At 63.8% G+C, this 24145-nt stretch carries 31 protein-coding genes; 13 read left to right on the top strand and 18 right to left on the bottom strand.

Annotation, left to right across the window (positions count from 1 at the left end):
• The first annotated feature begins 54 nt into the window (after positions 1 to 54).
• From AV929_RS06125 to AV929_RS06110, 4 genes are all read left to right on the top strand, one after another.
• Positions 55 to 531, top strand: a complete 477-nt coding sequence (locus AV929_RS06125) for a hypothetical protein (protein ID WP_064287729.1) — start codon at positions 55 to 57, stop codon at positions 529 to 531.
• Positions 532 to 593: 62 nt separating this feature from the next.
• Positions 594 to 992, top strand: coding sequence for a Rieske 2Fe-2S domain-containing protein (locus AV929_RS06120; RefSeq protein ID WP_064287728.1), 399 nt, complete (start codon positions 594 to 596; stop codon positions 990 to 992).
• Positions 989 to 1177, top strand: a complete 189-nt coding sequence (locus AV929_RS06115) for a hypothetical protein (protein ID WP_064287727.1) — start codon at positions 989 to 991, stop codon at positions 1175 to 1177. The genes AV929_RS06120 and AV929_RS06115 overlap by 4 nt, the downstream gene beginning before the upstream one ends.
• Before the next feature lie 168 nt (positions 1178 to 1345).
• Positions 1346 to 2728, top strand: coding sequence for an MEDS domain-containing protein (locus AV929_RS06110; protein ID WP_064287726.1), 1383 nt, complete (start codon positions 1346 to 1348; stop codon positions 2726 to 2728).
• A 4-nt stretch (positions 2729 to 2732) separates the two neighbouring features.
• Here AV929_RS06110 and AV929_RS06105 read toward each other — a convergent pair whose 3' ends face one another.
• On the bottom strand, positions 2733 to 5216 hold the full coding sequence (locus AV929_RS06105) for a DNA topoisomerase I (RefSeq protein ID WP_064287725.1): 2484 nt from the start codon (positions 5214 to 5216) through the stop codon (positions 2733 to 2735).
• A 223-nt stretch (positions 5217 to 5439) separates the two neighbouring features.
• Here AV929_RS06105 and AV929_RS06100 point away from each other — a divergent pair, with 223 nt between their 5' ends.
• Together AV929_RS06100 and AV929_RS06095 are read left to right on the top strand one after the other, a co-directional pair.
• Positions 5440 to 5985 carry a hypothetical protein gene (locus tag AV929_RS06100; protein ID WP_014040903.1) on the top strand — a complete coding sequence of 182 codons (546 nt, stop codon included), beginning with the start codon at positions 5440 to 5442 and terminating at the stop codon, positions 5983 to 5985.
• Positions 5986 to 6155: 170 nt separating this feature from the next.
• Positions 6156 to 6452, top strand: a complete 297-nt coding sequence (locus AV929_RS06095; protein ID WP_008312747.1) for a hypothetical protein — start codon at positions 6156 to 6158, stop codon at positions 6450 to 6452.
• A 47-nt stretch (positions 6453 to 6499) separates the two neighbouring features.
• Here the strand turns inward: AV929_RS06095 and gatB are convergent, their stop codons facing one another.
• On the bottom strand, positions 6500 to 8017 hold the full coding sequence (gatB, locus tag AV929_RS06090) for an Asp-tRNA(Asn)/Glu-tRNA(Gln) amidotransferase subunit GatB (RefSeq protein WP_064287724.1): 1518 nt from the start codon (positions 8015 to 8017) through the stop codon (positions 6500 to 6502).
• Positions 8018 to 8160: 143 nt separating this feature from the next.
• Here gatB and AV929_RS06085 point away from each other — a divergent pair, with 143 nt between their 5' ends.
• The 4 genes from AV929_RS06085 (at position 8161) to AV929_RS06070 (ending at position 14215) form a co-directional block, all read left to right on the top strand.
• Positions 8161 to 8457 carry a hypothetical protein gene (locus tag AV929_RS06085; protein WP_064287723.1) on the top strand — a complete coding sequence of 99 codons (297 nt, stop codon included), beginning with the start codon at positions 8161 to 8163 and terminating at the stop codon, positions 8455 to 8457.
• A 21-nt stretch (positions 8458 to 8478) separates the two neighbouring features.
• Positions 8479 to 12066, top strand: coding sequence for a chromosome segregation protein SMC (gene smc / locus AV929_RS06080; protein WP_064287722.1), 3588 nt, complete (start codon positions 8479 to 8481; stop codon positions 12064 to 12066).
• Positions 12059 to 13024, top strand: a complete 966-nt coding sequence (locus tag AV929_RS06075; RefSeq protein WP_064287721.1) for a ScpA family protein — start codon at positions 12059 to 12061, stop codon at positions 13022 to 13024. Before smc ends, AV929_RS06075 begins: the two co-directional genes overlap by 8 nt.
• An 87-nt stretch (positions 13025 to 13111) precedes the next feature.
• Entirely contained in the window at positions 13112 to 14215 is a 1104-nt protein-coding gene (locus AV929_RS06070) for a site-2 protease family protein (RefSeq protein WP_064287720.1), read from the top strand.
• A 30-nt stretch (positions 14216 to 14245) separates the two neighbouring features.
• Here AV929_RS06070 and AV929_RS06065 read toward each other — a convergent pair whose 3' ends face one another.
• Together AV929_RS06065 and AV929_RS06060 are read right to left on the bottom strand one after the other, a co-directional pair.
• Positions 14246 to 14896, bottom strand: coding sequence for a hypothetical protein (locus AV929_RS06065; RefSeq protein ID WP_064287719.1), 651 nt, complete (start codon positions 14894 to 14896; stop codon positions 14246 to 14248).
• A gap of 48 nt (positions 14897 to 14944) precedes the next feature.
• On the bottom strand, positions 14945 to 15181 hold the full coding sequence (locus AV929_RS06060; RefSeq protein WP_014040897.1) for a hypothetical protein: 237 nt from the start codon (positions 15179 to 15181) through the stop codon (positions 14945 to 14947).
• A 94-nt stretch (positions 15182 to 15275) separates the two neighbouring features.
• On the opposite strand from AV929_RS06060, the gene AV929_RS06055 reads away from it, so the two are divergent.
• Positions 15276 to 15527 (top strand): hypothetical protein, encoded by a 252-nt coding sequence (locus AV929_RS06055; RefSeq protein WP_014040896.1) that lies wholly within the window; start codon positions 15276 to 15278, stop codon positions 15525 to 15527.
• A gap of 20 nt (positions 15528 to 15547) precedes the next feature.
• Here AV929_RS06055 and AV929_RS06050 read toward each other — a convergent pair whose 3' ends face one another.
• From AV929_RS06050 to AV929_RS06035, 4 genes are all read right to left on the bottom strand, one after another.
• Positions 15548 to 16246 carry an SDR family NAD(P)-dependent oxidoreductase gene (locus tag AV929_RS06050; protein ID WP_064287718.1) on the bottom strand — a complete coding sequence of 233 codons (699 nt, stop codon included), beginning with the start codon at positions 16244 to 16246 and terminating at the stop codon, positions 15548 to 15550.
• Positions 16247 to 16351: 105 nt separating this feature from the next.
• Complete coding sequence (locus AV929_RS06045) at positions 16352 to 16597, bottom strand: hypothetical protein (protein ID WP_014040894.1); 246 nt, start codon at positions 16595 to 16597, stop codon at positions 16352 to 16354.
• 213 nt (positions 16598 to 16810) lie between these two features.
• The gene (locus tag AV929_RS06040; protein WP_023843359.1) at positions 16811 to 17242 is read right to left on the bottom strand and encodes a hypothetical protein; all 432 of its coding nucleotides are present in this window, start codon (positions 17240 to 17242) and stop codon (positions 16811 to 16813) included.
• 12 nt (positions 17243 to 17254) lie between these two features.
• The gene (locus AV929_RS06035; RefSeq protein WP_014040892.1) at positions 17255 to 17692 is read right to left on the bottom strand and encodes a pyridoxamine 5'-phosphate oxidase; all 438 of its coding nucleotides are present in this window, start codon (positions 17690 to 17692) and stop codon (positions 17255 to 17257) included.
• Positions 17693 to 17885: 193 nt separating this feature from the next.
• On the opposite strand from AV929_RS06035, the gene AV929_RS06030 reads away from it, so the two are divergent.
• A complete protein-coding gene (locus tag AV929_RS06030) occupies positions 17886 to 18476 on the top strand; it encodes a HalX domain-containing protein (protein WP_014040891.1) in 591 nt (196 codons plus the stop codon).
• A gap of 227 nt (positions 18477 to 18703) precedes the next feature.
• Positions 18704 to 19942 (top strand): tyrosine-type recombinase/integrase, encoded by a 1239-nt coding sequence (locus AV929_RS06025; protein WP_080510049.1) that lies wholly within the window; start codon positions 18704 to 18706, stop codon positions 19940 to 19942.
• 1 nt (position 19943) lies between these two features.
• Here the strand turns inward: AV929_RS06025 and AV929_RS21765 are convergent, their stop codons facing one another.
• The 10 genes from AV929_RS21765 to AV929_RS05985 all read right to left on the bottom strand — a co-directional run bounded on the left by AV929_RS21765 (position 19944) and on the right by AV929_RS05985 (position 23941).
• Positions 19944 to 20111 (bottom strand): hypothetical protein, encoded by a 168-nt coding sequence (locus AV929_RS21765; protein ID WP_155120729.1) that lies wholly within the window; start codon positions 20109 to 20111, stop codon positions 19944 to 19946.
• A complete protein-coding gene (locus AV929_RS06020; RefSeq protein WP_050007009.1) occupies positions 20111 to 20419 on the bottom strand; it encodes a hypothetical protein in 309 nt (102 codons plus the stop codon). The genes AV929_RS21765 and AV929_RS06020 overlap by 1 nt, the downstream gene beginning before the upstream one ends.
• An 85-nt stretch (positions 20420 to 20504) precedes the next feature.
• Entirely contained in the window at positions 20505 to 21782 is a 1278-nt protein-coding gene (locus tag AV929_RS06015; RefSeq protein ID WP_064287717.1) for a MarR family transcriptional regulator, read from the bottom strand.
• Positions 21779 to 22009, bottom strand: a complete 231-nt coding sequence (locus AV929_RS21760; protein WP_155120728.1) for a hypothetical protein — start codon at positions 22007 to 22009, stop codon at positions 21779 to 21781. The genes AV929_RS06015 and AV929_RS21760 overlap by 4 nt, the downstream gene beginning before the upstream one ends.
• The gene (locus AV929_RS06010) at positions 22006 to 22251 is read right to left on the bottom strand and encodes a hypothetical protein (protein ID WP_064287716.1); all 246 of its coding nucleotides are present in this window, start codon (positions 22249 to 22251) and stop codon (positions 22006 to 22008) included. The genes AV929_RS21760 and AV929_RS06010 overlap by 4 nt, the downstream gene beginning before the upstream one ends.
• Complete coding sequence (locus AV929_RS06005) at positions 22244 to 22543, bottom strand: hypothetical protein (RefSeq protein ID WP_064287715.1); 300 nt, start codon at positions 22541 to 22543, stop codon at positions 22244 to 22246. Before AV929_RS06005 ends, AV929_RS06010 begins: the two co-directional genes overlap by 8 nt.
• Positions 22543 to 23019 carry a hypothetical protein gene (locus AV929_RS06000; RefSeq protein ID WP_064287714.1) on the bottom strand — a complete coding sequence of 159 codons (477 nt, stop codon included), beginning with the start codon at positions 23017 to 23019 and terminating at the stop codon, positions 22543 to 22545. Before AV929_RS06000 ends, AV929_RS06005 begins: the two co-directional genes overlap by 1 nt.
• Complete coding sequence (locus AV929_RS05995) at positions 23020 to 23349, bottom strand: hypothetical protein (RefSeq protein ID WP_064287741.1); 330 nt, start codon at positions 23347 to 23349, stop codon at positions 23020 to 23022.
• The gene (locus tag AV929_RS05990) at positions 23349 to 23564 is read right to left on the bottom strand and encodes a hypothetical protein (protein WP_064287713.1); all 216 of its coding nucleotides are present in this window, start codon (positions 23562 to 23564) and stop codon (positions 23349 to 23351) included. The genes AV929_RS05995 and AV929_RS05990 overlap by 1 nt, the downstream gene beginning before the upstream one ends.
• Positions 23564 to 23941 carry a hypothetical protein gene (locus AV929_RS05985; protein WP_064287712.1) on the bottom strand — a complete coding sequence of 126 codons (378 nt, stop codon included), beginning with the start codon at positions 23939 to 23941 and terminating at the stop codon, positions 23564 to 23566. The genes AV929_RS05990 and AV929_RS05985 overlap by 1 nt, the downstream gene beginning before the upstream one ends.
• Positions 23942 to 24145: the final 204 nt, after the last annotated feature.

Genomic DNA, 24145 nt, shown 5'->3' with positions numbered 1-24145 from the left:
CCGGATATATATGTCTCCGAAGATTTATGACGGTTATGTTACAATCGTCAGACGATGACAGCGGACAAGCGCCGGTACATCGTCACTGCCATCCGAGGTGTGCTCGTTCTCACGGGCGCTGCCGTGACGGTGGCAGTGTTGTACTCCCTCTCGACGATGCCGACAGCGTCGTCGTCCGGTGACAGCTTCGTCCGCGGACTCTCGTATCTGTTCGGCAGCGTCTTCTTCGTCCTCGCGCTTGGCGGTGCCGGGCTCGGTATCGCCTTGCCATCGCTTCTGGGGGCCGAGGACACGCTGGCGTTCGACCGCTGGCAGCGCCGCTGTCTCAAGGGTGCCGGCGGCCTCTTCGTCGGCGGGTTCGTCGTCGGACTGGTCGTGGGGCTGCTCACCGAGTTGCAGTTCGGCCTCCTCCTCTGGCTGGTCGCCATCGTCCTCGGCGTGCTCGTGGTCAGTTGCGTGCTGGTCTGGCGACTGTTCGCGGTGTTCGTTACTGCACTGGTCCGTCTCATCGCCGCGGAGACCGGTGAGTGACGCAGACAGCGGGAGGCGTGCGACGGGAACGCTGATACCGGCGGCAACCTAACGCGCCAGTCGTGCAGCGACTTACGACAGTCGAGACGGTCCACGAAGACGGGTCATGGCTGTTCACCGCGGAAGACCCTTACGGCGACCTCGAAGAGGTCGTTCTCGTCCCCTGTGACGACGGCGTCGAGGCGTGGGTGAACCGATGTACGCACGAAGCACAGCGGTTCGACACCGGACGAGGTGTCCCGATGCGGGACGACCAGCTCATCTGCCCCCGACACGGTTCGCTGTTCGATGCCTGCGACGGCGGCTGTGACAACGGCGACGCCGCTGGGACGACGCTCCCCGGGGTCGAGATATCGGAGACCCACGGCGACGTGTTCCTCACCGACGACGACTACGCGTTCGCCCACGAGGGTGGCATCGACGACGACGGCCCGAGTTCCACGTCCCACCTCCAGTTGTGACCGGCGGCCACAGCATCGACCGGGACCGACTCCGGGCCGGCGTCGTCGAGTGCCCGCTCTGTGAGCGCCAGATTCCGGAGCCGATGAGACACGCAGTCGTCTACGGCGCTGTCGACGAGATAACTGTCGAGACTGCCGAAGCGGTCGAGTGCCCGGTGTGTGGCGGCGTAACCTTCGTCTCGTAGCCACACTCACTGTTACTATCCTGTTCTACGCCGGAAAATAAACATCAGTTTCCATTCACCCTTGGGAGTATTTCGGCAGACTGAGCGACTGCCGGCAGCTGTCCATCCGGCTTTGCAGGTTGTACCCTGTACCGAAGAATAAGGACGCTTCACCGCGTAGACGTAGTTATGTCAGAGTCCTCGACGGGTGACCCAGACACCCCGGACTCGTCGCCAGCTGACAGGCGTCGACAGCTCCAGACCCAATTTGCGACGACTGAGTTGCCTCGCCACCTCGCTCTGTTTTACCGGACACATGCAGAACAGATACGCGTCGTCACGACATTTGTCGCCCGCGGCATCCAACAGGATGAACAGGTGATTTACATCGCCGATGAAAACGAGACGGCAACAATCGCGACGGCGCTCTCCGACGCCGGACTCGACGTTGATTCGCTGCAAGCCGATGACCAGCTGGTGTTAGTTGACTCCGCCAAGATTTATTCAAACGGGGTATTTGACCCGAAGGAAAGCGTCGACGAGTTCCGTGACTTAGCTGCCGATGCTGTCGCAGACGGATATAGCGGACTCCGTGCGGCTGGTGAGAATAGTTGGTCGCTTGACCTCGACTGCAGCTTTGAGGATGTCATCGAGTTCGAACACCGGTTTGACGAAGCCCACCCGGACCTGCCAGTCACGGCGCTCTGTCAGTACAGCCTGGAACAGTTTACCGGCGAGGATATCGGCAAAGCGTTACAGACGCACGAGGCCATTATTTACCGCGAGACACTCTGTACAAACCCATACTACACCCCGCCGAAGGAGGCCATTGAGTACGGCGCACCACTCTCAAACGCAGCGCTCCTCCTGGAGCAAACGCGCGATATCCACCGATTCCGCGACGACGTCGAGCGCCGAGAGGAACGCCTCTCAGTTGTGAACCGAGTGCTCCGGCACAATCTTCGGAACGAACTGAACGTCATCAGCGGTCGGCTGGAATGGCTCGAAGCGCAAGGCCTGTTCGACGCAGCGGCTGTAGACCATCTCGACACCATCGCTACGGCGGCGGAGCGCCTGTCTTCGCTTTCGGAGAACGCACGGCACGTCGACCGGACCCTCGATGCCCGAGAGCAGGAGCCGGCAAACCTAAACGCTACCGTTGAGGCTGGCGTCACCGATGCCCGGCACGAGTATGCCGACCTCTCGGTCACTGTCGACACTGGACCGCCGGACGCCACTGCCGCTGACGCGACTGTCCAGACGAGCGTCCGGGAAGTGATTGCGTGCGCTGCGACCAATCTCTCTGCCCCCACAGTCGAAGTCCGGGTCGAGGCTGACGAACAGTACAAGACGGGAACGGTCGAAGTCGTCGCCGACGAGGGGTTCGTCTCAGAGGCGACGATGACTGCGTTCGACAACGACATCGAGCGCTCGCTTGCACACGCGCGGACCCTCCGGCTGTGGGTTGCGCAGTGGACTATTCAAAGCATGAACGGGCGACTCGAACTGGGCGGGTCGCCGCCAGCGAACCGTGTTCGCCTCTCGTTCCCGACTATCGAAACGCGACCGTAGTATCTCAGGCTTCCAGTTCGTCCTGCCACTCCCGGACCTGCGTGGCGCTGACGCCCTGAACTTCGGTAGCGATGGTGTCGGGGTCGGCCTCCCGGAGCGCCGCCAGCGAGTCGACCCCGGCGTCGCCGAGCTTCTCCGCGGTCGCCGAGCCGATGCCGTTCAGGTCCTCTAGGTCTTCGACGGCCGTGCGGGCCTGGTACTCCTCGTAGTTGCAGATGGGGCAGCCAAGCTCCCAGGGGTCGTCGCTGTCGGCGTCGATGACCAGCTCCGGCAGGTCGTGCTCCTCGCAGAAGGCGTCGGTCACCGAGATGTCGCCGTTGCGGGGCAGCGGCAGCGAGTAGTCACACTCGGGGTAGCGCGTACAGCCGACGAGCCGGGAGCCCGAGCGGAGGTGTTTGATGGCCAACTCTCCGTCGTGCTCGTCGCCACAATCAGGACACGGCCCAATCACTTCGTCCTCGCTCTCGTCGGCCTTCTCGGCCTCACAGCGGGGACAGCCGTGGACGAAGGTGTCCCGGCCGGCGAGCATCTTGACGTGGTGCATGTCGTGCTCCTCGCAGTGGTCTTCGAGCACTTGCGGTTCGCCCGAAGAGGGCAGCGGGAGCGTGTTGCGACACTCGGGGAAGCCGTCACAGCCGACGAAGTACGACCCCTGACGCGAGCGCCGGACGAGCATGTCCTCGCCGCACTTCGGACAGGGACCGAGCGTCTTGTCGGCCTTCAGCGACTCCTGGAGGTGCTCGCCGATCTCCTCGCGGGAATCACGCAGTTCATCGAACACCCGTTTGAGCATCTCGCGGGACTCGTCGGCCACGTCGTCGAGCGTTGCCTCGCCGTTGGCGATGGCGGTCATGTCCGCCTCTAACTGGGCGGTCATCTCGTCGCTGACGACGTGGTCGGCGAACTCCTCGGCGGCCTCGACGACGGCCATCGCCAGCGTCGTCGGCCGGGGCGGGTCGCCCTCGATATAGCCTCTGTCGTATAGTTTTTCGATTGAGTTGTGGCGGGTCGACTTCGTCCCCAACCCCTTGTCCTCCATGGTCTGGATGAGCCGTGATTGGCCGTAGCGGCGCGGCGGCTGGGTCTGCTTGGCCTCCATCCGGACCTCGGAGATGGCCAGTTCCTCGCCCTCCTCCACGTCGGGGACGTGGTTCTCGCTGGCGCTGGAGTAGGGGTACACCTCGTGGTAGCCCGGTTCGACCAGGCGCTTGCCGTTGGCCTTCAGCGAGCGGCCGCCGGCGTCGGCGACGACGCGGAGGTGCTCCCACGTCGCGGCCTCGGCGACCGTCGCGAAGAAGCGCCGGACGACCAGTTCGTAGATCTCCCACTCGTCGTCCGAGAGGTCGACCTTCGGCGGAATCTCTCCCGTCGGGTGAATGGGCGGGTGGTCGGTGGTCTCCTCGTCGCCCTCGGTCGCGGTGATGTCGTCTTGCTCCAGCAGCTTCTCGGCGTCCTCGCCGAAGTGTCCGGCTCCGACGAACTCATCGAGCAGGGCGTCCTCTTCGAGGTCGTCCGGGTAGACCGTGTTGTCCGTTCGCGGGTAGGTGATGTAGCCGGTGGTGTACAGTTCCTCGGCGATAGACATCGCCTGCTGGGCGGAGTAGCCCAGCGAACTGGCGGCGGAGATGAAGGCGGTGGTGTTGAACGGCGTCGGCGGGCTGTCGGTGCGGGTTCGGCGGCGGACGCTCGTGACCGTCGCCGCGTTGACGCCCGTCAGGTCGGCGTAGGCGTCGTCGGCGTCGTCCTCGACCCAGACCCGCTCGGCCTCCTTCCCGTCGTCGTCGTAGAAGTACTGGGCCTCGAAGCCCGAGCCGTTCTTCTGGAGGTCGGCGAAGATCTCCCAGTAATCCTCGGGGTCGAAGGCCTGGATCTCGCGCTCGCGGTCGACGATGAGCTTCAGCGTCGGCGACTGGACCCGACCAACGGAAATGAAGTCGTCGCCCAGCTGTCGGGCCGACAGCGAGAGGAACCGCGTCAGCGCCGCGCCCCACACGAGGTCGATAATCTGGCGGGCCTCGCCCGCGGCCGCCAGGTCGAAGTCGATGTCGTCGGGGTTGGCGAAGGCGTCCCGGACCTCCCGCTCGGTGATCGAGGAGAAACGGACGCGGTCGACGGGCGCGTCGGTCTCCTCGCGGATGAGTTCGTAGGCCTCCTTGCCGATGAGTTCCCCTTCGCGGTCGTAGTCAGTCGCGATGGTGGCCTCGTCGGCCTCCCGGGCCAGTTGCTTCAGCGTCGTGACGATGTTCTCCTGGGTCGGCTCCTTCGTCACGTCAGCGTCGATGAGTTCGACCGGCTCCACGTCGCGCCAGTCGTTGTACTCCTCGGGGAAGTCGACGCCGACGACGTGCCCGGAGAGGCCGACGACGCGGGTGTTCCCCCACCGATAGACGTTGACGCCGTTTTGCCTGCTCGCGGACGCGCTCCCCTCGGAGAGGATCTCCGCGATGCGGCGGGCGGCGTTGTCTTTCTCGGTGATAATCAGCCGCATGGGACACCACCTGTCTCTGTCATTACTCGTCGCTACGGAGTCAGTTGTTCTAAAGGCTTTCGGGAAAATCAGGCGACAGCGCGGGTGTGCGGGCGCTTGCGGGGCCGCTCGCGCTCGCGCGGAGGTAGCCTCTTACCACTCGGTAGCGGTCCCGCACTGCCGCCGTGACCGGCGGCACTTATCACTTCGATGCACTCTTGCCACTGCCACCCCGACTGCCGGTATGGATCGCCGGACGACCAAACTCCTCCGCGGAACCGCCGCCGCACTCGTCTTCGCGACGGCGGCGTTTCACCTCTGGTGGGGACTCCCGCGAAGCATCATCTACGCGCAGGCGATCGAGGGACTCTTCGGACGAGGCCTCCCGCCGGACCCTCGGCCCTTCTTGTTTGTGGCCTTCGCCGCGGTGTTGTTCGCCGGCCCGTATCTCATCACCCGGGGCGTCATCGGCCTGCGGAACGCCTACATCGCCGGGACGCTCCTCATGATCGCGTCCATCGCCGGCTGGGTGTTCTGGCACGCTACTGGACACGGTGCCTTCCTCGTCGAGGGGTTCTCTGCACCGTCGTCCGGTGGCGGCGGACACCACGGCGGGAGTACCGCGTTGCTGATACTAGACCATTTCAACACTGAACCGACCGAATCAGCTATCAAGACCCTCGAAGCCCTCGCCGCTGCGATATTCGTCACGCTGCTGTGGAAGGACCCCGCGATCATCCCGGGCGAGCGGCGCGAGAGCGTCGAGTCGAACGCGTCGAGCGAATCGTAGCACGCAGCTCAGCGTAGCGGCTATCGGGCCGGCCTCTCAAATCAAATCCACCTGTACGATTCAGGATCGATTCGGCAAGGAAACGGCGGTATCGTGACATTTATCATCAATAGTATGTCTCTTGTTACAGGATGGAAACCTCTATCCCGGATGTGATATGGGACCCAGGGATGGACCGGGTGTTCGAGGCGTTGTTTACCCGCCGTCGACGAATGATTCTGTTTATGGTAAAACAGAGTAGTCCACGGCCGATTGTCGACTTTCTGCCCAGAAGTGCCGGGGCCAGAAACACCGAAACCGAACTCCGCCACGACGACCTGCCGCGGCTGGCCAGTCTGGCATACATCGACTGGGACCGAGCGGCCGATGAAGTATCTCGGGGCCAGCGATTCGACGAAATCGAACCGATGCTCGACCTGCTCGAGAACCACGCTGATGAACTGCCAGCCGACTGGCCACAGCGGTGACTGTGACAACTCACCACTGTGCCGCGCAGGCCGCGTAGGACGCTGTCTTAGCTCTCCAACTCCTCGCGAAGCAGCCCGTTCACGTCGCCGGGGTCGGCGCTCCCGCCGGTCTTTTGCATGACCTGCCCGACGAGGAAGTTGATTGCGCCGTCCTCGCCGCTGTGGTAGTCCTCGACGGCGTCGGGGTTTTCGTCGATGGCTTCCACGACAGCCTGCTGGACCTCGTCGCCGGAGGTCTTGCCAAGCCCTTCGCGGTCGACGACAGCGTCGGGGCCGTCACCCGTGTCGAGCATCTCCCGGAGCACGGTCTCGTGCGCGTTTTTCGCCGTGATATCGTCCTCGGCGACGAGTTCGACGAGCCGGGTCACTTCGTCGAAGCGGTCGTCGATATCGGTGATGGCCATGTCGCGGTAGTTCAGTTCGCCGAGTAGATTGTCGGCGACCCAGGTCGCAGCGAGGTCGGCGTCGAAGCGCTCGGCCACGTCCTCGAAGAAGTCCGCCACCTGCTTCGTGCTCGTGAGCTTCGAGGCGGCTTCCTCGCTGAGGCCGTACTCCGCGACGAACCGCTCGCGGCGGGCGTCGGGGAGTTCCGGAATCGGGACCTCGTCCTTCCAGTGGCTCACGCGAAGCGGCGGCAGGTCGGCCTCCCGGAAGTAGCGGTAGTCTTTCTCCTCTTCTTTGGAGCGCATCGACACCGTGTTGCCGTGGGTCTCGTTGAAGTGGCGGGTCTCCTGCTCGACGGCGCGGCCCGACTGGATGAGCTTCCGCTGGCGGGAAGCCTCGAAGGAGAGCGCCTGTTCCGCGCCCTTGTGACTGGAGATGTTCTTGACCTCGGTGCGGTTGGCGTCTTCGAGGACGGATTCGTCGATGTCACCGTCGTCGTCCACCTCGCTGGCGTCGACCATGGAGAGGTTCGCGTCGATGCGGAGGCTGCCGTCCCGCGTCGCGTCGAACACGCCCAGATACTCCAGTACCTCCTCCAGCTTTTCGAGGAACGACCGGACTTCGCCCGGCGCGCGGAAGTCCGGCTCCGTGACGATCTCCATCAGCGGCGTCCCGGCGCGGTTGTAGTCGATGAGCGTGTAGTCCGCGCGCTCGATGGAACAGGTCCGGGACTCAAGCGGACCCGAGCCCTCGCGGACGTGCTTGATTGACCCGGGGTCCTCTTCGAGGTGTGCCCGGCGGATGTCGACGCTGCGGCGCTCGCTCTCGACGGAGAATTCCAGCTCCCCGTCCTGGCAGATGGGCGAGTCATACTGCGTGATCTGGAAGTTCTTTGGGAGGTCGGGGTAGTAGTAGTTCTTCCGGTGGAAGGTGGTTTCCTCCGGAATATCGGCGTCGATGGCCTTGCCGACCTTCACGGCGGCCTCGACCGCCCCCTCGTTGACGACCGGGAGCGCGCCGGGTAGTCCCAGACACACCGGGCAGGTGTGGGTGTTGGGTTCGGAATCGGCCACATCGGTCGAACAGCCACAGAAGATCTTCGTCTCCGTCTCGAGCTGGACGTGGACCTCCAGCCCGATGACGGCCGCGAGTTCGCGGGCTTCGGACGCTTGCGCAGTCATTGTCCGGGATTCGGTGGCGCGTGGCTAAAGGCTAACGACCCTGTACAGTGTCGGGACGGACTCGGCCCTTCGGAGCGGACGTATCACTCGGACTGCCAATGTCTGACGTAGGTATAAGTGTCCACAATGGCTGGGTTACGGATATGTGCGGCAACCGAGTCGAGGAACTCGAAACGCGCGTCAGAGAACTGGAAGCGTCGGTCGAAGGACTGACCGACGAACTCGTCGAATGCAAGGTCCGCATCCGGGAACTCGAAGCCAGCGTCGACGAAGACAACGGATTCAGCGCTGACGAGTCCGACTCGGAGGAATCGGCCGCCACCCCGACGGAGGCCGACACACCTAACACCGAGGATACCGACGAGGTTGATAACAGGGAGGAAGCCGAGGCCGCGTCGGAGACCGAGGAGGACTCGGAGTCCGACATCATCGTCGCGTAGGGCTGTCGGCCACACCACCGCATGCATATCAAAGAGCTCGTCCTCGACAATTTCAAGAGCTTCGGACGCAAGACCCGAATCCCGTTCTACGAAGATTTCACTACTATTAGCGGCCCGAACGGCTCGGGCAAGTCCAACATCATCGACGCAATTTTGTTCGCGCTCGGACTCGCTCGCACCTCGGGTATCCGCGCCGAGAAACTCACTGACCTCATCTACAACCCCGGCCACGCCGACGAAGACGCCGAGTACGACGGCGAACGGCAGGCCAGTGTCGAGGTGATTCTGGCAAACGACGACCGGACGCTGTCACGTTCACAGGTCGTCAACGCCGCCGGCACCGAGGACGTGGGCGACGTGGACGAGATCGCCATCAAGCGCCGGGTCAAGGAGACCGAAGACAACTACTACTCCTATTACTACATCAACGGCCGTTCGGTCAACCTCTCGGACATTCAGGACCTCCTCGCCCAGGCCGGCGTCACTCCCGAAGGCTATAACGTCGTCATGCAGGGCGACGTGACCGAGATCATCAATATGACCGCCGGCTCCCGTCGGGAGATCATCGACGAGATCGCCGGCGTCGCCCAGTTCGACGCAAAGAAGGCCGACGCCTTCGACGAACTGGAGGTCGTGCAAGAGCGCATCGACGAGGCCGAGCTCCGCATCGAGGAGAAACAGGAGCGTCTTGATCAACTTGAAGACGAACGGGAGACGGCGCTCAAGTATCAGGACCTCCGTGACGAGAAAGAGGAGTACGAGGGGTACCGCAAGGCTGCCGAACTCGAAGACAAGCGCGAGGAACTGACAGCCGTTGAGGAGTCCATCGACGAACTCGAAAGCGAACTCACCGAACTCCAGACGGAACTCGACGAGCGCCAGGGTGCGGTCATCCGACTGGAAGACGAGCTCCACGAACTCAACCAGGAAATCGAGCGCAAAGGCGAGGACGAACAGCTCGCCATCAAGCGCGAGATCGAGGAGATCAAAGGCGACATCTCCCGTCTGGAGGACAAGGTCGAGTCCGCCGAGGAGACCGTCGAGGCCGCCGAGAACGAGCGCCGGCAGGCGTTCGTCCAGATCGACCGCAAGCAGGAGACCATCGACGACCTCGAAAGCGACATCCGCGAGACGAAGGTCGCCAAATCCAACGTCAAAGCCGACATTGCCGAGAAGGAGTCCGAACTCGCGGAGGTCCAGCAGCGCATCGACGAGGTCGGCGAGGAGTTCCAGGAGGTCAAGGACGAACTGGAGGAGAAGCGCTCGCGGCTGGAGACGCTCAAAAGCGAGAAAAACGACCTCCAGCGCGAGCAGGACCGCCTGCTCGACGAGGCCCGCCGGCGCTCGAACGCCGAGGACGAGAAGCGTGAAGCCATCGAAGACGCGGAAGCCGAGATTCCAGACCTCGAAGCCGATATCGAGGACTTAGAGACGGAACTGGAGAAAGCAAAGCAGAACAAGGCCACCATCGGCGAGGTCGTCGACGACCTCCGGGCCGAGAAGCGGGAACTCCAGTCGGACCTGGACGAACTCGAAGACGAAATCAGCGCGAAACAGCAGGAGTACGCCCAGCTAGAGGCGAAAGCCGGCGAGGACGGGGACTCCTCGTACGGGCGTGCCGTGACAGCGATTCTCAACGCCGGTCAGGACGGCGTTCACGGTACCGTCGGCCAACTGGGTGGCGTTGACCCCGAGTACGCCACGGCCTGTGAGACGGCGGCTGGCGGGCGGCTCGCACACGTCGTCGTCGACGACGACAGCGTTGGTCAGCGCTGTATCGAGTACCTCAAATCACGCAGCGCCGGCCGGGCGACGTTCCTCCCGATCACACAGATGCAGAACCGCTCGCTGGGATCGCTGCCCAGCGCTGACGGCGTCATCGACTTCGCGTACAACCTCGTCGACTTCGACCGCGAGTACGCGGGCATCTTCTCGTACGTGCTCGGTGACACCGTCGTCGTCGACAGCATGGACACCGCTCGCGACCTGATGGGCGACTACCGGATGGTCACGCTCGACGGCGACCTCGTCGAGAAGTCCGGGGCGATGACCGGCGGCTCCTCCTCGGGCACACGCTACTCCTTTTCGGGCGGCGCGGGCAAGCTCGAACGTGTCGCCACGCGCATCAACGAACTCGAAGACGAGCGTGCGGACGTGCGTGAGGACCTCCGGGACGTGGAGGAGCGCCTCGACGACGCCCGCGACCGCGAGTCCGACGCGACCGAGCAGCTCCGCGACATCGAGACGAGCATCGAACGCAAGCAGAGCAAACTGGAAGACACCCGTGACCGCATCGATCAGCTGGAAGCCGACCTCGAAGACATCGCCGCGGAACGCGAAGACGTGGCCGACCAGATGGACGACCTGGAGGCCGACATCGAGGAAAAGACCGAGGAGATCGACGCGCTCCAGCGCGATATCGACGAGCTAGAAGCCGAGGTTGAGGACTCGGAACTGCCGGACCTGACGGACCAGCGTGAGTCCATCAAGGACGACATCGACGGGCTCGAAGACCGCCAGGGCGAACTCGACGCCGAACTCAACGAGTACGAACTCGAAAAGCAGTACGCCGAGGACGCCATCGAGGACCTCCACGACGACATCGAGGCGGCCCAGAACCGCAAGGCCGAACACGAGGAGCGTATCGACGACCTCGAAGCGAAAGTCACCGAGAAACAGGAGCTGAAAGCCGAGAAAGAGCAGGCCGTCGCCGACCTCGAAGAGGAACTGTCCGAACTCAAGTCCGAACGTGAGGACCTGAAAGACGACCTGGGGGAGGCCAAGGAGGCCCGGGACGAGCAACAGGCCGCGGTCTCCGAAATCGAGCGCGACCTCGAATCTGAGCAGGAAACTCAGGAGCGTCTGGAGTGGGAAATCGATGAACTCGAAGCGCAGGTCGGCGACTACGACCCCGAGGACGTGCCCGACCACGAGACGGTCGAGCAGGAGATTGACCGGCTGGAAACGGAGATGGAGAAACTGGAGCCGGTCAACATGCGCGCCATCGAGGAGTACGACCGCGTCAACGACGACCTGCAGGAACTCGAAGACAAAAAGGCGACGCTGGTCGAGGAGGCCGACGGCATCCGCGACCGCATCGATACCTATGAGGCCCGCAAGAAGGAGACGTTCATGGAGTCGTTCACGGAGATCAACGACCAGTTCCAGAACATCTTCGAGCGGCTCTCGAACGGCACCGGGCACCTTCACCTCGAAGACGAGGACGACCCCTTCGAGGGCGGGCTGACGATGAAGGCCCAGCCGGGCGACAAGCCGATTCAGCGGCTGAACGCGATGTCCGGCGGCGAGAAGTCGCTGACGGCGCTGGCGTTCATCTTCGCCATCCAGCGGCACAACCCCGCGCCGTTCTACGCGCTCGACGAAGTGGACGCCTTCCTCGACGCGGCCAACGCCGACCTCGTCGGCGAACTGGTCGACGAACTCGCCGGCGACGCCCAGTTCGTCGTCGTCTCGCACCGCTCGGCCATGCTGGAGCGGTCCGAGCGCGCCATCGGCGTGATGATGCAGGGCGACAACGTGAGTGCGGTTACTGGGATTGATCTCAGCGGTGAGGGTGACGGTGACGAGGAGGTGCCGGCTGATGACTGATGAAGGGGTTGAAAGTCAAGCGGATGACATTCCACTCAACATTACCGGCCACGAGGACCGCGACCCGCCCGGTGAGTCGGGCGATGCGGCGGCGCTGCTGGGCGAATCCCCCGATTCAGATGATCCCTCTCCCGAGCAGGACGGCCCCGAAAGCGACTCGGACGACGACAGCGACGACGAGGACGTCGAACCGGTCGAGGTTCTGGTCCAGCTCGCCGACGACGGCGAAATCGACCCCTGGGACATCGACGTGGTGAGGGTCACCGACAAGTTCCTCCAGCGCATCGACGACGCGGACTTGCGCACGTCGGGCCGGGCGCTGTTCTACGCGAGCGTTCTGATCCGGATGAAAAGCGACGTGATGCTGGGCGAGGGCGACGACGAGGAGGACCCCGTCGAGCCGTGGGAGCAGGCGATGCACGAGGACGCACCCATCGAGGACCCGGATCCCTTCGCCGCGCTGGAATCGGAGATGGACCGCCGGCTCGAACGCCGGCGTGCCCGTGGGATGCCACAGACGCTCGACGAACTCGTTCGGGACCTCCGGGACGCCGAGCGGGAGTCGTGGTGGAAGGAGTCCCGGGAATACGACACCAGCGACTCCCCGAGCGGGTACGACCGCGGGACGCAGGAACTGGATTACCGCGGGGCCGACGACATGCGACTGGACGAGGAGCCGTCAGCGGCGGATGTGACCGGGACGGCTCACGCCGAGAACATCGACGACATCATCGCCGATGTCCACGACGCCGTCCGCGAGCAGTACGACCAGGGCCGCGAGGAGGTGCTGTACCGCGAGGTCGACACCGCCGGCGGGACCCGCGTCGAGACGTTCCTCGGGCTCCTCTTTCTCGCCCACCGCGGCCAGGTCCGCCTCCAGCAGGACGACCTTTTCGGCGACCTCTGGATTCAGGACCCCAACGCTGCGACCGGGTCGGACGAGGCCGTCGCAGACTAACGCCCTCCGAGTCCTCTATGGGCGGTGTGCCCCTCTTCTAGTGCCGCGGCAAACAGGTTCAAACGGGTCGAACCCTAAACGTAGGTAATGGCGACCCAGTCCTCGCCGCCGGAGTTACCGGACCCGGAAGCGCTCGCAGACACGTTCTACGTCTACGAGGTCGACAGGACCGCCGAGGACGGCGTCCGGTATTACGGCGAGCCGATGACCGAGTCAGAACAGGTCATCCACCGCATCGCACCGGCGTTCCGTCAGCGCGGGTATCGCGTCGCGCTCAAGCGGGAGATGGGCGAGTGGGTCCTGATCGCGCGGGAGCGGTCCCTCGGCGTCGACGGCGTCCCGTGGCTGAACGTCGGACTCGCCGTCCTGACGTTGTTGTCGACACTGTACGCCGGGACCCGCTGGTACGGGCTGTCTGTTCTCGACGACCCGACAGCCATGCTCGAGGCGTGGCCCTTCGCCGCCGCTGCACTGGGAATCCTTGCGATTCACGAGTTCGGCCACTACGTCATGAGCCGCTACCACGAGGTTGAGGCGAGCCTGCCGTACTTCCTGCCGTTTCCGAACGTGCTCGGGACGCTGGGCGCGGTCATCAGCATGAACGACCACATCCCCGACCGGAAGGCGCTGTTCGACATCGGCGTCGCCGGTCCGCTGGCGGGCCTCGCCGCGACTGTCGTCGTGACCGCCATCGGCGTGACGCTCCCGCCGGTGGAGGTAACCCGTGGGATCGTCACGAACATCGAACTCGGCTACCCGCTGCTGTTGCAGGGCATCGCGGCGGTGATGGGTGAACAACTGGAGTACGCGAACCCGCAACTCCTCCCGAACCCGGTCGTCATCGGCGGCTGGGTGGGGGCGTTCGTGACCTTCCTGAACCTCCTGCCGGTCGGTCAACTCGACGGCGCGCACGTCGCCCGGGCGCTGTTCGGCGACCGACTGTCGCTGGTCCAGCTAGCCGTCCCCGTCGCCCTGTTCGGGCTCGCGGGCTACCTCGTCGCCTTTGAGGGGGGTCGCGCAGCCGGACTGTGGGCGTTCTGGGGGCTCCTGGCGCTGGTGTTCGGTCGGCTCGGGTCGGCGACGCCGCTGGACGAGACGCCGCTGGGGCCGGGCCGCTGGGCTATCGGCCTGGTCACGTTCGTTCTGGGCATGCTCTGTTTCGTTCCAGTACCGCTCGTCATCACGATGTAGTGGCTTCCGGTGGACCGCACTCCCGACCCCTCACAGCCCGTACGGGTCGTACTCGGGCCTGTTGTCGGCGTCGGCAGAGAGATTATATCGGTCCCGGAACTCAGCGAGTAGGTCGTCAGCGGCGGCGGTGAACAACACGGCGACGCCGTAGGGGCGGGCGTACGAGTCGGCGTCGGGCGGGTCGGGGTCGATGAAGATAGCGTCTGTCGGCGGTTCGCCGATACCGGGGAGTTCGGTCAGCAGTGATTCCATCGGCACGAGGCCGGTGAGCACGCTCGGGACGAACGTGCCGCCGGGCAACGGCGCGCGTGGCTGCACGAAACACTCCGCAACCGGCTCGCCGTCTTCTTCGAGCACGGCGCTTGCCGGGCGTTCGAGCCCCGGTTCCCAGAGGTCGGCCGCCACTTCTGGGACTTCAGCATCCACAGCAAAGTCCATCGCGACGCGGTCGAGCCGCTCGAAGGAAAGTAGCGACCAGGCCTCGTCCGAATCGTCGGGATCGCCGCCGAGCGTCGCCTCGACGAGGGCTCCCGTTCGGAGGCCGTCGACTGCCGGTTGGCGTTCGCCGTAGCCGGACTGGTACACGGTGTAGAGCCGCGTCGCGTCGGTGTCGAATAGATTGATGTGCGGGACCGCTTCGACGACGCGGTAGACCCTGAATACGCCCGTACGCTCGTCCATATCTTCCCGACGGGTTCCACCGTCAAGACTCCGCGGACTCACCGCTGCTCAGGCACCCGCCACGAGCTTGAGCCACTCGGTCAGGCAGTCGTCGCTACAGTGGTGGTGGCGCTGTCGTCCGCCGGCCGTATCCAGAACTCCGACGACGAGGTGCCAGTCGTCGGCGTAGACGTGGCCGCCACAGACCACGCAATCGCGCACCGTCTCGTCGTCCGTCCGTTTTCCGACGGATACCGTCTCGACGTAGTAGGTCCCCCCGAGGGCGTACGGCGTTTCCAGCTCCATCGAAACCGTCTGAGTCCCACACACCCGTAAATAGCAGGGGTGAACCGACCGGTTCGACGCAACACGGAGGTAGCCTCGGTTCCAAGCCACAGGTATGAGTCAATCTACAGACCTTCCAGACCCGGACCCGGAACAGCTCCGCCTGGCCGTTGAACGGTTGCTCGACGAGACGGTCGACCGCGACGAGGCGCTCCACGTCACGGCCGACGATATTTCGGTCTCTATTCCGATGCGGTTCGGTTCGGACTCCCCGCAAGCGACGTGGCGGTTCGACGGCGACGTGACGATCTCAGTCGACGGTATTCGGGGGCCGCTCAGAGAGTGGGTCGACCTCCTCGAAGAATAGCCGGAACGGAGGTGAGACGCTCAGAACGCCTCGACGTGGGGGCGGAGGTCGAGTTCCAGCGTCCACGCCGAGCGGTCCTGTTCGACGAGGTGCCAGTACGACTGTGCGATTTCGTCCGGGTCAAGATACGACTGAGTGTCGCGGTCAGCTGCGTCGGCGGCGTTCGTCGGGAGAATCTGGCCATCGATGACGACGTGGGCGACGTGGATGCCTTCGGGCCCGAGTTCTCGGGCCATCGATTCGGCCAGCCCGCGGACGGCGAACTTGGCGGCGCTGAACCCAACTGCGCCGTCGCGGCCCCGGACGGCGGATGTCGCACCGGTGAAGATTATCGTCCCTCCGTCACCCGTCAGCATGTCGTCGACGGCCTCCTGGGAACAGGCCAGCCCGCCCGCCGGACCGACGGCGAGCGCGCGCTGGAACTCGTCGTGTGAAATCTCCTGCGTTCCCTTCCACGCCCCGCCGCTGGCGTGGTTCACGAGCACGTCGACGGGGCCGAACTCGTCCCGGACCTGCTCGAAGCCTGCTGCGACCTGGTCCGGGATGGTAATATCAGTCTGTACTGCGAGCGCGTTGTCACCGAGGTCTGCCGACAGTGACTCCAGATACGACGCCGACCGGGCGAACAGGCCGACCTGACAGCCTTCATCGACGAACGTTTTGGCCAGTGACTCCCCGAGGCCCGGACCGACACCTGCGATAACTGCTGTCCGTGACATATGCATACGAACGACTACTAGGTGGATGAAAGTATGGTCACAGCGGCAATGCGGAGTGGAGGGCCGCAATATCCACGGTGGTGACCGGCACCGAAGGGTTCCGTGTCAGTCGTCTCCTCCGTGTGCGTGGCCGATACGCAGCGCCACGGCGTTGAAGACGACGAGCGCGACGAACGCGATCCGCGTCGCCCCGGAGTTCAGGCCGGTAATCAGTAGCGGGAGATATAAAAACGGGAGTGCAATCGCCGTCCAGAACGCGATACCTCGAACGGCGGAGACGAGCGACTCGTCGAACTCCGGGACGGACTCATCAAACTGGGCGAGTAATTCGTATGCGGACGAACTTGACATATGGGGGACCTACCCACGGCTTCTACTGGAGATAGCTTATAACCTCTAGAGGTTTCCGCCCGTTTCGCTTCGTTTCACGCACAGCGGCCCCTAGCCGTTCATTTTATTACCGGCTGAAAGACGCTTAGACGTTTTATCGGCGGTGTAACTGTGGTATAACCTACTGTAACACTCCCAGTCCCGGTGACGCCTCCGGTGGACGTGTACGACCGATTACGGTCCGAGTAGTGACACAGTTACGTCGTGCGCTGTGTCGCTTAGTGTCGTGCTATCGACGACGTGGTCCGGAAGCGACTCCCGCCACTCGGCGAGTCGCTGCTCGTGGTAGGTCCGATGGCGCTCCACCGAGTACGTCTCATCGTCCGCGGCCCGGAGTTCGTCGGCGGTGTCATCGGGCGTCGGATACGACGGTGCATCCGTAGTCAGCAGTGAGTCGGGCTCGATGTGAACCGTGTCATCGTCGTCGTCGGCCTGAACGACGTGGAGACGCGCCCGCATCCGGCCGCTGAACGGTGGTGTGACGCGCAACACGGTCTCTGATTCGTCTGCAGTCGCTTCAATAGCTGCGACGAGGTCGGTGGCGCTTATCGCGATTGATTTGATGTCTGTCGGGTCAGTTTCCATGGCTGAGTCTGTGTGTCCCATTGGTTCAGGCAGTTACATCCGGTTGCTATAGTCCCAGGTGTGGAGACGGTCGGGTGTGATCGTGATCTGGATCTCGCGGCGGTCGGGTGCGAGCAGTCGTTCGGCCAGTGGTGAGTCGGTCCCGCCGAGATAGCGGTGCAGCAGGTCGGTGAGCACCGTCTTGTCCTCGTCTGTTGTCATCGTCGCTGTGCCATTGCCTCTGACGCCGCGGTACGGCGGCTCGTTCGTCGAGACTTCGAATGACACGTCGCCGTCATAGTCGAGGTAGTCGACAACCGCTGCGTCTGCCCCGGTCGCACACTCGAAGACACCGTCAACGAATCGGTACCAGAGCGAGAGCATCCAGGGCCTGTCTGCTGGAGTTCGGCACCCGAGACGGAGTGGAACCGTTTCGGCGCTGAGAAACTGTTCCATCTCCCCGCTCGTCCACGGTCCGGAGACGGTCACCATACACACAGGGTACGGTCGCCGCTATGTTAACATCTCTGGCATGAGTCACTGCCCTGTGACAGCACGCCTCCATGAAAAAGTCAACAGACCAACTGCAGTGTTCTCAGAATCGATAATATGCTGGGTACCTTTATCTTGCTGTTCGGGAAAGTCACCGTGAGAGCAGTACGTGAGTCGACAGGAGGGACAACAAGTGCAAAAGCGTGTTGAGACGGAGGAGGCAACGGTTCTCGTCGTCGACGATGAACAAGATATCGCGGATCTGTATTCGACGTGGCTGCTGACCGCACACGACGTTCGGACCGCACACAGCGGTACGGAAGCGCTCCAGTTAGTCGACGCGTCCGTCGACGTCGTCTTTCTGGACCGGCAGATGCCCGATATGAGCGGTGACGAAGTCCTCGATACCATCGCAGAACGGGGTGTCGACCCGGCGGTAGTGATGGTAACGGCCGTCGACCCGGACTTCGACATCGTCGAGATGCCCTTCGACGAGTACCTGACTAAGCCGGTCAGCCGCGAGGACCTCCTCGACACCGTCTCGGAGATGCTCGTCCGGACCACGTACGACGATCAGGTGCAGGAGTACTTCGCCGTGGCCTCGAAGAAGGCGACGCTTGAAACGCAGAAGAACACCGCGCAACTGGAAGCCAGCGACGAGTACCGGACTGTCAGCGAGCGACTCGAAGAACTCCGCGAGACAGCCGATTCCACGGCCGCAGAGATCGACGACTTCGAGGCCGTGTTTCAGGAGTTCCCCGGCGGCGGCCTCTCGTCTGGCTGACCGCTGGCGGTTCTTTTCCCACGAAATTACCATCTAAGTCTCCAAACAGTCGTGACAAGCACGACAGCGTTCGGGAGCGACTCGGCGAGGATACCGTCTGCTCGCTCGGAACAGCCCTGCTCGGGCTAGTCGCGTACCGTTTGTTCGACACGGGTCAGCGATGCTGCTGGCTGCTGGCCGATGTGATCTGGAAAATGCCCGGGGAGGGCAATATACCCGAGCTTTACATGCCCGTCGCCCGTGGCACTGTCTACATGACCGACAACCCCGCCAGCGCCGTCGATACCATGGTCGACCGCCTCGAGGACGGTCACTATGACATCAGCGACGCCGACCGGGACCTCCTCCTCGACCTCGACCGGCAGATCCGCCTGCTGGGCCCCAGCGAGTTCTCCGACCACCGCCACGAGTTCCTGCTGCGGCGTGGGCTCATCATCGCGAAGCGTGTCGGCGGGCTCGCCGATGGCGTCGACGACCGCGAAGCCGCGGAAGATATCGTCCAGTGGATCAACACCGAACAGACCGGCAGTCCCGAGACGAACAAGGACTACCGCGTCGCGTTCCGCACGATCGGGAAGATCGTCACCGATGGTGACGAGTACCCGGACGCTGTCGAGTGGGTCCCCGGTGGGTATCCCGACAACTACGACCCGGCACCGAACCCCGCAACCATGCTGGACTGGGCCGACGACATCCAGCCGATGCTGGACGCCTGCCTCAACTCCCGCGACCGGGCGCTGGTCGCCCTCGCATGGGATCTGGGCCCTCGCCCCGGCGAACTCTACGACCTCACGCCCGGCGATATCGTCGATCACGACTACGGTCTGCAGGTCACACTCAACGGGAAGACCGGCCGCCGATCGCCCGTCCTCGTCCCATCGGTGCCCTATGTCCGCCGATGGCTCGACGATCACCCCGGCGGCGACACCGACCCGCTGTGGTGCAAGCTCTCGTCGCCAGAGAGCATCTCGAACAACCGTGTCCGTGACGCACTGAAAGACGTCGCCGACCGCGCCGGCATCGACAAGACCGTCACGCCGACGCACTTCCGAAAGTCCTCGGCCAGCTATCTCGCCTCGCAGGGCGTCTCGCAGGCCCACCTCGAAGAACACCACGGCTGGACGCGTGGATCCGACATCGCGAGCCGGTACATCGCCGTCTTCGACGACGCCAGCGAGCGGGAGATCGCCCGCGCCCACGGCCTCGATGTCGAAGCTGACGAACCCGACTCTGTCGGCCCCATCGTCTGCCCGCGCTGTGAGCAGAAGACGCCCCGGGAGAAAGACGCCTGCGTGTGGTGTGGCCAAGTCCTCTCCCAGTCCGCGGCCGAAGAGGCCGAACGCCAGCGACAGGATGCGATGGACAGCATGGTCGCCGCCGACAGCGACCTTGCCGAAGCCATCGCGACCGTCGAAGCTGAAATCGGCGACGACGTCTCTATCCGTATCGAAGGACTGGACGAGTGATTCAGACATCGTAGCCAGCCTCCCGGAGTGACGCAAGCCAGTTTTCCGCATATTCGGCGTAGGGAACGTCGCTCTCGGCGATGGTCTGCAGCTCTTCGTGGACGTTGTACAGCGTTTCGAGTCGGTCGTCGTCAGGGTCGTCAATTTGTGTATCAGCAGTTTTACTCATCAGAAATCAGCCTCCTGCAGTGAGCGCTCGTGGTCCTCGCGAACGTCGCGAGCGGCGGCGTGAAGTTTCCCTCGGGCTCGCAGGTCCGGCGCCGGCGCGGTTACCCCCTCGAAGGAATCGCGCTGGCGCCATCGCGTGGCGAGTTCGGTGGTGATACGGCCCAGTCCCTCACACAGCGCACAGCGATTGTCGCCGTGCATGCAGTGGCACTTCGCGTGACAGATATCGTCGATGCATTCGACGTGTTCACCGGTGCCACCACAGCGAATGCAGTCGATCCAGTCAGCGTTGCCCCGGGTGGTGGTCATGGTATCGCCCCCACGATGAAGGCGGTCACGACCAGCGAGGCGAGCCCCAAGAGCAGCATCACAAGACCGTGGTGAACCGGCTGCATCAGGTCTCACCCCGGTAGCCGCTGGCGTCGGTTACCTGGTTGTACACACCGACGGTGTGACAGAACAGGCGCGCTCTGGCTTCCCGAACGTTCAGCTCGTCGGCGACGTCGCCGAGGTAACTGAGTCCTTCTCGCTGGCGCCCCTCGACAGCCTCGACGGCATCACGGATATCCTGTGCTGTGACGCCCGGCGGCAGATCTCCATCCGACTCAGTCGTGACGCCACCGTCGGCCTCGGCCTCTTGTGCACCGGCGCTGTCCTCGTCGATAGGGTCACCGACGCGGTGGTCATCTCGCTTGCTTTCGTCGACAAGTGAGTAGAGCTGTCGGCGGCCGTCGTCGGGATCTGCCCGCGACTCGACGCGCCCCATCTCTTCGAGGGCGTTGAGATTCGTTGAGATAGCCTGCAAGCTCCGCTGGGTAATGTGTTTTAGCTCGGCACTGGGGAGCTCACCATGCTCGGCGAGGGCAGCGAGTACCTCCTCGCCTGTTGGCGGTAGCTCTGACAACTCGTCGTCGTCAACAGCGACTTCGACGTCGGCATCGGCCGCCTCGTCATCTGTGTCATCGGCCGTGTCAGTGGAGCCCGCCTCTTGCTCGGTGGCATCACCGTCGACGTCGAACCCGAGCCGGTCGGCATTGAACTGGACCCGCGGGAGGGAAAACGCACGCTCGCCCCACTCGTCGGTGAGCCGGTCGATAACGATCTCGATCTGGGCGTCATCGTAACAGCCCGTGGCCGTGCCGTCGTCGTGGACCTGCTCCTCATCGGGTAGGTGGTCGACGACGAAACGTCGGGCGAGCTCCCAATCGTCGACGTCGATGATCTCGACCGGGTGCGTGGTGAGGCCGGCTTGCTCGGCGACCCACAGGCGTTTGTGTCCTTCAACGACCTCGAAATCTTCCGTGCCGTCGACGGGGCGGACGACGGGGAACGAGCCGGTCCAGCCGTCGTTACGGACACGAGCGATGTAGCCGCAGTTCCCCTCACGGTCGAATTCGCGAACGGCGTACGGCGCCGGCTCGATGGCGTCGGGACTGACTGTCTCGATGTGACTCTCGGCCTCTAGAATCTCGATGCTATCGCAGTGGGCGACGTAGGCCGTCCCGATATCGTCGTCGCGGTCCACGTTGACTGCGTCACGGAGCAGGACATGGCGGTCGTGGTGGTGCAGGCGCTCGGCCCAGCCCTCGTAGGTGGTGCCGTCGTTGCCGACGACACGGACTCGTTCACCCCGGAAGTGACCGTCGAGGGCGTCGAACAGCGGGTTGCTCACAGACTGAGCACCTCCCGCACTGCCGCGACGATATCTGCTGGCCGTCGACCGTGGATGTAGGGGTGTAACGTGCGATCGTAGCCGCTGTGGGCGGAACAATACGAGACGTAGCAGCCTTCGGCCTGCATGTGGTTCGCAGCGGCGACATGACGCCGGTGCATGTCCCAGATATTAGGGCTAAGCCCGGGTCCACCCGTCCGGTTCTCGATAGCTGGCCGTCGCGTCATGCTATCTGCCTCCGGACGGTGTCGACGTGCCACCACGCGGTCATGACTGTCCAGTCGTCGTTGGCCTCCGCGCCGGTCGGGTAGCCGCCCGGCCAGACGTGGGTTGCCTCACCAGTGTCGATGAGATAGACCGTCGCGACGTGTTCACCGCGGACCCGAGCCGCAGCCTTTTCGATGGCCTCGCCGTCGGCATTTCGGACGACAACCTCGCCGTCGACGTCGTAGGTGTCGCCCTCAGACATCGTCGTCACCACCCTCGAAAAAGCACTCAACACAGCTGTCGAGCCAGTCGCCCTCTGGTCCGGGACAGCCAACGACGCCGTGTTGGCAGGTAGTGTCTTGGTCGCCGACGCCGGTCAGCTGGGCCGTGATCGCGATGGCGTCGCGACGGCTCACGCCACCGTCCGTTGCAACGCGCTTGACCTCGACATCGTGCCGTTCCTTGCGCTCGTGGCGCTCGGCTTCGTCGCTCACCGACACGAGATCCTGCGCAGTCTCGGACCACGAGCAGCCCTGACAGTCAGCGACCGCCATCAGTCCGCACCTCCCTTGACCAGCGTGGCTTCGTCAGCGGTCACAGCCCGGGGCGCTCCATGGAGAAGATCCTTCGCAGCGGACCGGGTAGCGACCTCGCGAAAGTATGGGTCCTCGCCTTGGAGTCGGTCCAGCGACGAGTAGCCGGCGACGAAAAACCGCCCCTCATCAGGAACGTACTCGATCTCGTTGAACCCAGCGCTTGACCAGGTCACTACGACGAGGTCGCCGCCGGTGTGTTGGATGGCCCGCAGCCAGTCAATCGGGCGCGGTTCGTCGGCGGGAATCTCGCCACACAGTGCCGCCCGGACACGCTTGACCGTCTTGCGCTGGCCGTTGTCGGCCTCGTCGAGAGCAGCCAGTGCGGCGGCGGTCGCGGACTGGTTGGCCGGCAGCGGGAGCTGGTCCAGATCCCACGAGAGATCTTCGTTCGGTGGGTGGCTTCGCGTCGCAGGCTGGCGTGATGTGGCTGCCATCTACGCCACCTCCTCGCCGTGCTTGCGGTCCCACTCGAACTCGTAGTCGACCTCATCCAGTTTGTGCCGCAGCGAGGGCCGCTGGTCGCTACGACCGCCGTGTGGCTGGTCGAGGACACACTTCGTGCAGGCCGGATACAGCCGGCGGTGACACTCCCGCCGGGTCATGTCCGCTGGATCGTCGGCCGTGAGGTCGGCACAGTCCGGGTCGTCGTGGTAGCAGATATCCCCACGGCCGCTTGTCCGGACTCGGTAGACGGTGTCGTCGAGGTCGCCGTCGTCTTGCTCGATCCGATGGCGTCGTTCGTCACGGGTGATTGCGCCGGCCATCAGCACCACGCCTCCCGCTCGACCACGACGTTGCTCTTGATCCATTCCTCGGACTCAGTCGTCGCGACCGTGACGTTCGCGAACGCAGTGAGCTGGATGTCGGCCGTTGGCGCGAGCAGCACACCGGTCGGGTCCTCGATACAGGCCATTTCCTCTGGCATGGTGTGCTGGCGTTCGCGGGCCCGGCGCTGGGCGCGCGCGGAGGCTTCCGACATCAGTTGTCACCCCACGAGCCACGGAACGTCTCCTCGACGGTCACATACACGGACACGTCGACGTCGTCGGCCGCCGAGTGTCGCGCCGCGCGTTCGAGATCATCCGCGAGCGTGCGGAGTTTCGAGGCGGCCTCGATGCCGGTGTCCGCAGTGGTGTCGTTATCGAGGTGGTCGTCGGCAGTGTTATCGGCCTGTGGGTCAGCGGTGCTAGTGGAGGACCCGGCCCCTATCTGAGTCCTCTCCGAGTGGCTCGCGGTGTCACGCGAGTCCGTTTTTGCGTCAACATCAGCTGCTGGAGAATCATCGCCGTTCGCACGGCGGGCTGTGCTGCTCTCAGTGGGCGTATTCTTATTACGCCCGTCGTTTGATTTGCTCATGGGTCGCTGAAACTCCGTAGTGGGAGTTCGACCCACCCCGGCGTGCTGGTACACGCCGGACCCTTTCTGGGCCCGGGAGGGCGGGTCAGTTATCCTGTTATTCTGCCATTCGTAAATAGCTTTCTGACAGTTGTTAATGTGCAGTTAACGACCGTCAATGGATTCAAGTACAACCGACGTGAAATACCTTGTATCGGTGAGCCT

Origin of the sequence: Haloarcula sp. K1 (genome assembly GCF_001647155.1) — an archaeon.
Classification (GTDB): Archaea; Halobacteriota; Halobacteria; order Halobacteriales; family Haloarculaceae; genus Haloarcula; species Haloarcula hispanica.
Note: the sequence above shows the minus strand (reverse complement) of the source record. Positions and strands in the feature narration are given on the sequence as shown.

What these genes read in the sequence shown, in the direction of transcription:
- AV929_RS05985 (WP_064287712.1), bottom strand. Translation starts at nt 23,941, where the DNA reads ATGAGCAAATCAAACGACGGGCGTAATAAGAATACGCCCACTGAGAGC.
- AV929_RS21765 (WP_155120729.1), bottom strand. Translation starts at nt 20,111, where the DNA reads ATGAGTAAAACTGCTGATACACAAATTGACGACCCTGACGACGACCGA.
- AV929_RS06000 (WP_064287714.1), bottom strand. Translation starts at nt 23,019, where the DNA reads ATGGCAGCCACATCACGCCAGCCTGCGACGCGAAGCCACCCACCGAAC.
- AV929_RS06055 (WP_014040896.1), top strand. Translation starts at nt 15,276, where the DNA reads ATGAGTCAATCTACAGACCTTCCAGACCCGGACCCGGAACAGCTCCGC.
- AV929_RS06010 (WP_064287716.1), bottom strand. Translation starts at nt 22,251, where the DNA reads ATGTCTGAGGGCGACACCTACGACGTCGACGGCGAGGTTGTCGTCCGA.
- smc (WP_064287722.1), top strand. Translation starts at nt 8,479, where the DNA reads ATGCATATCAAAGAGCTCGTCCTCGACAATTTCAAGAGCTTCGGACGC.
- AV929_RS06100 (WP_014040903.1), top strand. Translation starts at nt 5,440, where the DNA reads ATGGATCGCCGGACGACCAAACTCCTCCGCGGAACCGCCGCCGCACTC.
- AV929_RS06020 (WP_050007009.1), bottom strand. Translation starts at nt 20,419, where the DNA reads ATGACCACCACCCGGGGCAACGCTGACTGGATCGACTGCATTCGCTGT.
- AV929_RS06025 (WP_080510049.1), top strand. Translation starts at nt 18,704, where the DNA reads ATGCCCGTCGCCCGTGGCACTGTCTACATGACCGACAACCCCGCCAGC.
- AV929_RS06105 (WP_064287725.1), bottom strand. Translation starts at nt 5,216, where the DNA reads ATGCGGCTGATTATCACCGAGAAAGACAACGCCGCCCGCCGCATCGCG.
- AV929_RS06110 (WP_064287726.1), top strand. Translation starts at nt 1,346, where the DNA reads ATGTCAGAGTCCTCGACGGGTGACCCAGACACCCCGGACTCGTCGCCA.
- AV929_RS06125 (WP_064287729.1), top strand. Translation starts at nt 55, where the DNA reads ATGACAGCGGACAAGCGCCGGTACATCGTCACTGCCATCCGAGGTGTG.
- AV929_RS05990 (WP_064287713.1), bottom strand. Translation starts at nt 23,564, where the DNA reads ATGTCGGAAGCCTCCGCGCGCGCCCAGCGCCGGGCCCGCGAACGCCAG.
- AV929_RS06065 (WP_064287719.1), bottom strand. Translation starts at nt 14,896, where the DNA reads ATGGACGAGCGTACGGGCGTATTCAGGGTCTACCGCGTCGTCGAAGCG.
- AV929_RS06085 (WP_064287723.1), top strand. Translation starts at nt 8,161, where the DNA reads ATGTGCGGCAACCGAGTCGAGGAACTCGAAACGCGCGTCAGAGAACTG.
- AV929_RS06060 (WP_014040897.1), bottom strand. Translation starts at nt 15,181, where the DNA reads ATGGAGCTGGAAACGCCGTACGCCCTCGGGGGGACCTACTACGTCGAG.
- AV929_RS06045 (WP_014040894.1), bottom strand. Translation starts at nt 16,597, where the DNA reads ATGTCAAGTTCGTCCGCATACGAATTACTCGCCCAGTTTGATGAGTCC.
- AV929_RS06040 (WP_023843359.1), bottom strand. Translation starts at nt 17,242, where the DNA reads ATGGGACACACAGACTCAGCCATGGAAACTGACCCGACAGACATCAAA.
- gatB (WP_064287724.1), bottom strand. Translation starts at nt 8,017, where the DNA reads ATGACTGCGCAAGCGTCCGAAGCCCGCGAACTCGCGGCCGTCATCGGG.
- AV929_RS21760 (WP_155120728.1), bottom strand. Translation starts at nt 22,009, where the DNA reads ATGACGCGACGGCCAGCTATCGAGAACCGGACGGGTGGACCCGGGCTT.
- AV929_RS06005 (WP_064287715.1), bottom strand. Translation starts at nt 22,543, where the DNA reads ATGGCGGTCGCTGACTGTCAGGGCTGCTCGTGGTCCGAGACTGCGCAG.
- AV929_RS06075 (WP_064287721.1), top strand. Translation starts at nt 12,059, where the DNA reads ATGACTGATGAAGGGGTTGAAAGTCAAGCGGATGACATTCCACTCAAC.
- AV929_RS06070 (WP_064287720.1), top strand. Translation starts at nt 13,112, where the DNA reads ATGGCGACCCAGTCCTCGCCGCCGGAGTTACCGGACCCGGAAGCGCTC.
- AV929_RS06035 (WP_014040892.1), bottom strand. Translation starts at nt 17,692, where the DNA reads ATGGTGACCGTCTCCGGACCGTGGACGAGCGGGGAGATGGAACAGTTT.
- AV929_RS06050 (WP_064287718.1), bottom strand. Translation starts at nt 16,246, where the DNA reads ATGTCACGGACAGCAGTTATCGCAGGTGTCGGTCCGGGCCTCGGGGAG.
- AV929_RS06095 (WP_008312747.1), top strand. Translation starts at nt 6,156, where the DNA reads ATGGACCGGGTGTTCGAGGCGTTGTTTACCCGCCGTCGACGAATGATT.
- AV929_RS05995 (WP_064287741.1), bottom strand. Translation starts at nt 23,349, where the DNA reads ATGGCCGGCGCAATCACCCGTGACGAACGACGCCATCGGATCGAGCAA.